Origin of the sequence: Kitasatospora sp. NPDC058190, from assembly GCF_042883685.1 — a bacterium.
GTDB lineage: Bacteria > Actinomycetota > Actinomycetes > Streptomycetales > Streptomycetaceae > Kitasatospora.
Genome location: NZ_JBHVVI010000228.1, coordinates 1 through 6,796, shown reverse-complemented (window position 1 = coordinate 6,796; position 6,796 = coordinate 1). Strand labels below are relative to the sequence as shown.

The window sequence follows — 6,796 nt, the reverse complement described above, 5'->3', positions numbered from 1 at the left end:
CAGGGTCCTCTCCCCCGCGGCCACCGCCCGCGAGGACGCCGACCAGGCCCTGCACGGTCGGCGCGTCGAGCACCGGCGGCAGGTCGACCAGCCCGCCCGGCGCCTGGGGGCGCTCCAGGGCGGCGACCCGGCCGAGTCCCCACGCGGCGGCCTGGACGGGGTTGGTGAGCGGGTCGGCGGGACCGGTGGAGACGGCGCCGCAGGTGACGGTCCACAGCGGCGCGGCGGACCGCAGGTCGCCCAGGGCCTGGGCGAGGGCGACGCCGAGCGCGACACCCTCCGGCAGGCCGGGCCCGGGGGTGGGCCGGTCGGCCAGCGGGACGAGCGACAGGATGCCGCTCAGCTCGCCGAAGTCCCCTGTCCGGCGGCCGAGTTCGGCGCGGTCGCGGCAGTCCTCGTCGAGCACCAGCCGCTCGAGACGCGCGCCGTGGCCGCGCAGGGCGTCGAGGAGTTCGGCGTCGTCGACGGCGTCGGTGGTGACGACCAGCCAGGTGCCGTCCAGCACGGGTGCGGCCGCCGGGCGGACGGGCCGCCAGTGGACGCGGTAGCGGGCGGCGTCGAGCCGGGCCTTCTCGTGCCGGGTGCGGCGCCAGTCGGCGAGGGCGGGCAGGAGGGCGTAGAGGCCGGCGTGCTGTTCGTCGCGCAGGCCGAGCAGGCCGGCGAGTTCGGCGGCGCTGCCGCGCTCGACGGCGCCCCACAGGGCGGAGTCGGCGGGGTCGGCGGCCGGGGCGCCCGTGTCGGGCTCGGCCTCGGGCCAGTAGCGCTCGTGCTGGAAGGCGTAGGTGGGCAGGTCGGTGCGGCGGGCGCCGGTGCCCGCGTACAGCGCGGCCCAGTCCAGGGCGTGCCCGCGCACGTGGAGCGCGGACAGGGCGAGGGCGGCGGTCCGCTCCTCGGGGCGCCCGGCGCGCAGCAGCGGGACGGCCGTCACTGCGCCATGATCGGCCGGCACAGTGTCGGCCAGGATCTCCTCGGTGAGCGCGGACAGCACGCCGTCCGGGCCGAGTTCGAGGAAGGTCGCGGCGCCGGCCGCGCGGGCGGCGCGGACGCCGTCGGCGAAGCGGACGGCCCGGCGGACGTGCTCGACCCAGTACTCGGGCGAGCACAGCTCCGTCTCGGTGGCGAGCTCGCCGGTGGTGTCGGAGACCAGCGGGATGACCGGCGCGTGGAAGTCCAGCTCCGCGACGGTGCGCCGGAACTCCTCCAGCATCGGCTCCATCAGCGGCGAGTGGAAGGCGTGCGAGACGCGCAGCCGCTTGGTCCGGCGGCCCTCGGTCGCGAACTCTCCGGCGATGCGCAGGACTTCGTCCTCCAGGCCGGAGATCACCACGGCCCGCGGCCCGTTGACGGCCGCGACGGAGACGCCGGGCACCAGGCGCGGCAGCACCTCGTCCTCGGTGGCCTCGACGGAGACCATGGCGCCGCCCTCGGGCAGCGCGTCCATCAGCCGGGCCCGGGCGGCCACGAGCGCGCAGGCGTCGGCGAGCGGGAGCACCCCGGCGCAGTGCGCGGCGGCGATCTCGCCGACGGAGTGGCCGAGCAGCACGTCGGCGCGCACGCCGAGCGAGGTGATCAGGCGGAACAGGGCGACCTCGACGGCGAAGATCGCGGGCTGCGCCCACCCGGTGCGGTTCAGCAGCTCCTCGTCGTCACCGTGGAGGACCTCGCGCAGCGGGCGCTCCAGCCGGGACCCGAACTCGCGCAGCACCTCGTCCAGCGCCTCCGCGAACACCGGGAAGCGCTCGCCGAGTTCGCGTCCGGTGCCGAGACGTTGTGCGCCCTGGCCGGCGAACAGCACGGCGAGTTTGCCGGCGCCGGTCTCGCCCGCGACCAGCCCGGCAGCGGACTCGCCCGCGGCGAGGGCGGTCAGGGCGGCGAGCAGTTCGTCGCGGTCGCCGCCGACGGCGACGGCGCGGTGGTCGAAGCCGGAGCGGGTGGTGGCGAGCGAGAGGCCGAGGTCGGCCGGGCTCGCGGCCGGGTCCGCGGTGGCGAAGGCGCGCAGGCGGGCGGCCTGGTCGCGCAGCGCGGCCGGGCTGCGGCCGGCCAGCGGCCACAGCAGGACGGGCTCCGCGACGGCCGGGGTGGCATCCCGCGGGACGACGGCGGGAGCCTGTTCGAGGATGACGTGGGCGTTGGTGCCGCTGAAGCCGAAGGAGGACACGCCGGCCCGGCGCGGGCGGCCGGTCTCCGGCCAGTCCGCCTCCTCGGTCAGCAGCTCCACCGCGCCCTCGTCCCAGTCCACGTGGGAGGACGGCTCGGCCGCGTGCAGGGTGCGGGGCACGACGCCGTGCCGCATCGCCAGCACCATCTTGATCACGCCCGCGACGCCCGCGGCGGCCTGGGTGTGGCCGAGGTTGGACTTCACCGAGCCGAGGAGCAGCGGGAGTTCGCGGTCCTGGCCGTAGGTGGCCAGCAGCGCCTGGGCCTCGATCGGGTCGCCCAGGGAGGTGCCGGTGCCGTGCGCCTCGACGACGTCGACGTCGGCCGTGGCGAGCCCTGCGGTCGCCAGGGCCTGGCGGATCACGCGCTGCTGGGAGGGCCCGTTGGGGGCGGTGAGCCCGTTGGAGGCGCCGTCCTGGTTGACGGCGGAGCCGCGCACGACGGCGAGGACGGGGTGCCCGTTGCGGCGGGCGTCGGACAGGCGCTCCAGGGCGATCACGCCGACGCCCTCGGACCAGCCGACGCCGTCGGCCCGGTCGGAGAACGCCTTGCAGCGCCCGTCCGGGGCGAGACCGCGCTGGCGGGAGAACTCGATCAGCGAGGTCGGGGTGGACATCACGGTGACGCCGCCGGCCAGGGCCAGCGTGCACTCGCCGGCGCGCAGGGCCTGCATGGCCCAGTGCATGGCGACGAGCGAGGAGGAGCACGCGGTGTCGACGGTGACGGCCGGGCCCTCCAGGCCGAGCGTGTAGGAGACGCGGCCGGAGGCGATGCTGGGCGACGTGCCGCTGCCCTGGTGGCCCTCGAAGCGGCCGCCCGCGAGCAGCGCGGAGTAGTCGTTGTACATCACGCCGGCGAACACGCCGGTGCGGCTGCCGCGCAGCGACACCGGGTCGATCCCGGCCCGCTCGACCGCCTCCCAGCAGGCCTCCAGCAGCAGGCGCTGCTGGGCGTCGGTGGCCAGCGCCTCGCGCGGGCTCATGCCGAAGAAGCCCGGATCGAAGTCGGCGGCCTCGTGCAGGAAGCCACCGAAGCGGGTGTAGCTGGTGCCGAGGTGGTCCGGGTCCGGGTGGTAGAGCGACTCGACGTCCCAGCCGCGGTCGGTGGGCAGGCCGGAGATCGCGTCGGTGCCCTCGCGCAGCAGGCGCCACAGGTCCTCGGGCGAGGCGACGCCGCCGGGGTAGCGGCAGCTCATGCCGACGATGACGATCGGGTCGTCGTCGGCCGCCGCGCGCACGGGGGCCGCGGCGGCGGGCGCCTGGGCGCCCGTCAGGCCGTCCAGGACGTGCCCGGCGAGGGCGGTGACGGTCGGGTAGTCGAAGACGACGGTCGCGGAGGTGCGCAGGCCGGTGGTGGCGCTCAGACGGTTGCGCAGCTCGACGGCGGTGAGCGAGTCGAAGCCGAGGTCCTGGAACGGGCGGTGCGGGTCGACCTCGGACGCGTCGGCGTGCCGCAGCACGGCCGCGGCCTGGGCACGGACCAGGTCGACGACGGCCTCGGTGCGGGCGCGCTCGTCCAGCCCGGCGAGCCGGCGGGTGAGGGCGCCGGCCGCCTCGGTGGCGGTCACGGCGGCACGCCGTGCGGGGGTGCGGATCAGGCCGCGCAGGAGCGGCGGCACCTCGCCCCGGGCGCGCAGCGCCGGGAGGTCGAGGCGGACGGGCAGCAGGACGGTCTCGGGGCGGGCGAGGGCGGCGTCGAACAGCGCGGTGCCGTCGGCCTCGGAGAGCGCCGGGGTGCCGAGCCGGGCGAGCCTGTCGAGGTCCGCGTCGGTGAGCCCTCCGGTCATTCCGCCGACGGGGGCCCAGGGGCCCCAGCCGAGCGAGAGTCCGGGCAGTCCGGCGGCGCGGCGGGTGCGCACGAGCGCGTCCGCGAAGGCGTTGCCCGCGGCGTAGTTGGCCTGCCCGGCCGCGCCGACGGTGCCGGAGAAGGACGAGAAGACGACGAACGCGGCGAGGTCCAGGGCGCGGGTGGCCTCGTGGAGGTGCCACAGGGCGTCGGCCTTGGGCCGCAGGACAGCGGCGAGCCGCTCGGGGGTGAGCTGCTCGACGACGCCGTCGTCGAGCACGCCGGCGGCGTGCACCACGGCGGTCAGCGGGTGTCCGGCGGGCACGCCCGCGATCAGGCGCTCGACGGCGGCGCGGTCGGTGAGGTCGCACGCCTCGACGGCGACCTCGGCGCCCGCCTCGGCGAGCCGCGCGGCCAGGTCGGCGGCGCCTTCGGCCGCGGTTCCCCGGCGGCTCGCGAGCACGAGGCGACGCACGCCGTGCTCGGCCACCAGGTGCCGGGCGAGGACGGCGCCGAGGCCGCCGGTGCCACCGGTGATCAGGACGGTCCCGTCCGGGTCCCACGCGGCGCCGGTCACGGCCACCGCGCCCGCGCGGGCCAGCCGGGCCGCGAGCACGGCGCCGCCGCGCACGGCCAGCTGGGGCTCGTCGCCGCCGAGGGCGCGCTCGGGCAGCGGGCCGCCGGCCGGGTCCAGGTCGACCAGGCCGAAGCGGCCCGGGTGCTCGGCCTGCGCGGAGCGCACCAGACCCCACACGGCGGCCGCGGCCGGGTCGGTGACCTCCTCGTCCGCCGTGGTGGCGACGGCGCCCCGGGTCACGAAGACCAGCCGGCCGAACGCGTCCGCGGCGAGCCACTGCTGGAGCCGGGCCAGCACCACGGCGGTCAACGCGTGGGCCGAGCCGACCGGGTCGGCCGGGTCGCCCGCGAGCGGCACGAGCATCACCTCGGCCGGGGCCTCGCCCGCCGTCGGCAGCACGCCGAGGCCGAGCGGGTCCGCATCCGGGACGGCCACCGAGGCGGGCACCTGCGCGCCGCCGCGCGGCCGGGACCAGCGCAGCTCGAACATCGCGTCCCGGACCGGCCCGGTGCCCGCACCGGCAAGCGCCGGGAGCGCCCGCAGCAGCAGCGAGCCGACCGAGACGACCGGGCCGCCCGCCGCGTCGGCGACCTCGACGGCCACCGAGTCGTCCCCGGTCGCGGACAGCCGCACCCGCGCCACCGACGCGCCCGCGGCGTGCAGACTGACGTCCTGCCAGGAGAACGGCACCCCGCCGAGCCCCAGGAACGCCGTCGCGTGCAACGCCGCGTCCAGCAGCGCCGGGTGGATCCCGAACGCGCCGGCCTCGCCGCTCGCGCCCTCGTCCAGGGCGACCTCGGCGAACACGTCCTCGCCGCGCCGCCAGGCCGCGCGCAGCCCGCGGAAGGCCGGGCCGTAGCGGAAGCCCGCACCGGCGAGGCGCTCGTCCAGGCCCTCCAGGTCCAGGGCCTCGGCGCCGGCCGGCGGCCACTGCGTGAACTCCTCCGCGCTGGCGCGCTGTTCACCCGCCGAGTCGCCCGGCGCGAGGATGCCGTCGGCGTGCTGCGTCCACGGGGCGTCCTCATCGCCCTCGGGGCGGGCGTAGACGCCGAGGGTGCGCCGCCCGCTCGCGTCGGCCCGTCCGGCCCACACCTGCACCTGCACGCCGCCCTGGTCGGGCAGCGGCAGTGGCGCGGTGAGCGTCAGCTCCTCGACGCGCTCGCAGCCGACCTCGTCGCCCGCGCGCACGGCGAGCTCCAGGAAGGCCGTGCCGGGCAGCAGCACGGTGCCGTCGACGGCGTGGTCGGCCAGCCACGGGTGGGTGCGCAGCGAGAGCCGGCCGGTCAGCAGCAGGCCGTCGGTGTTGGCGAGCGAAACGGCGGCGGCGAGCAGCGGGTGGTTGGCCGAGCCGAGCCCGGCGGCGCGGACGTCGCCGGTGCGCGAGAGCGCGCTCTTCGGCCAGTAGCGCTTGTGCTGGAAGGCGTAGGTGGGCAGGTCGGCACGGCGGGCGCCGGTGCCCTCGAAGTAGGCGTCCCAGCGCACCGGGACACCGCGCACGTGCAGGCCGGCGAGGGCCTCGGTGAGCGCCTCGGTCTCGTCACGGCCGGGGCGCAGCGCGGCGAGGGCGCCGCAACCTTCGCCGGCCGGCTCGTCCAGGACGCCCTGGGCGAGCGCGGCGAGGGCGCCGTCCGGGCCGAGTTCGAGGAACTGGCCGGCGCCGTGGCCGCCGAGCCAGCCGACGGCGTCGGCGAAGCGGACGGCCTGGCGGGCCTGGTCGGCCCAGTAGTCGGCGGAGGTGAGCTGCTGGACGGTGGCGAGCGTGCCGGTGAGCGTCGAGACGAGCGGGATCGCGGGCGCCTGCGGGTCCAGCCCGGCGACGACGGCGCGGAACTCGTCGAGCATCGGGTCCATGAGCGGCGAGTGGAAGGCGTGCGAGACGCGCAACCGCCGTACCTTGCGGCCGAGTTCGGCGAAGTGCGCACCGACGGCCTCGGCCGCCGCGGTCTCGCCCGCGACGACCACGTTCTGCGGCCCGTTGACGGCGGCCAGCGACACGCCGTCGCCGAGCAGCGGGAGGACCTCGTCCTCGCTCGCCTGCACCGCGACCATGGCGCCGCCGGTCGGCAGGGCCTGCATCAGGCGGGCCCGGGCGGCGACCAGGACGCACGCGTCGGCGAGGGTGAACACCCCGGCGACGTGCGCGGCGGCGATCTCGCCGACGGAGTGGCCGGCCAGGAAGTCCGGCCGCACGCCCCAGGACTCCAGCAGCCGGTACAGCGCGACCTCGACGGCGAACAGCGCGGGCTGCGCGTGACCGGTGCGTTTCAGGGCGTCCTC

1 protein-coding gene is annotated in these 6,796 nt (G+C 77.6%); it reads right to left on the bottom strand.

The window, feature by feature from the left end; genetic code table 11:
- Positions 1-6,796 (bottom strand): SDR family NAD(P)-dependent oxidoreductase (locus ACFVWU_RS43885; protein ID WP_387632109.1); only part of this gene is annotated, 6,796 nt, incomplete at both ends.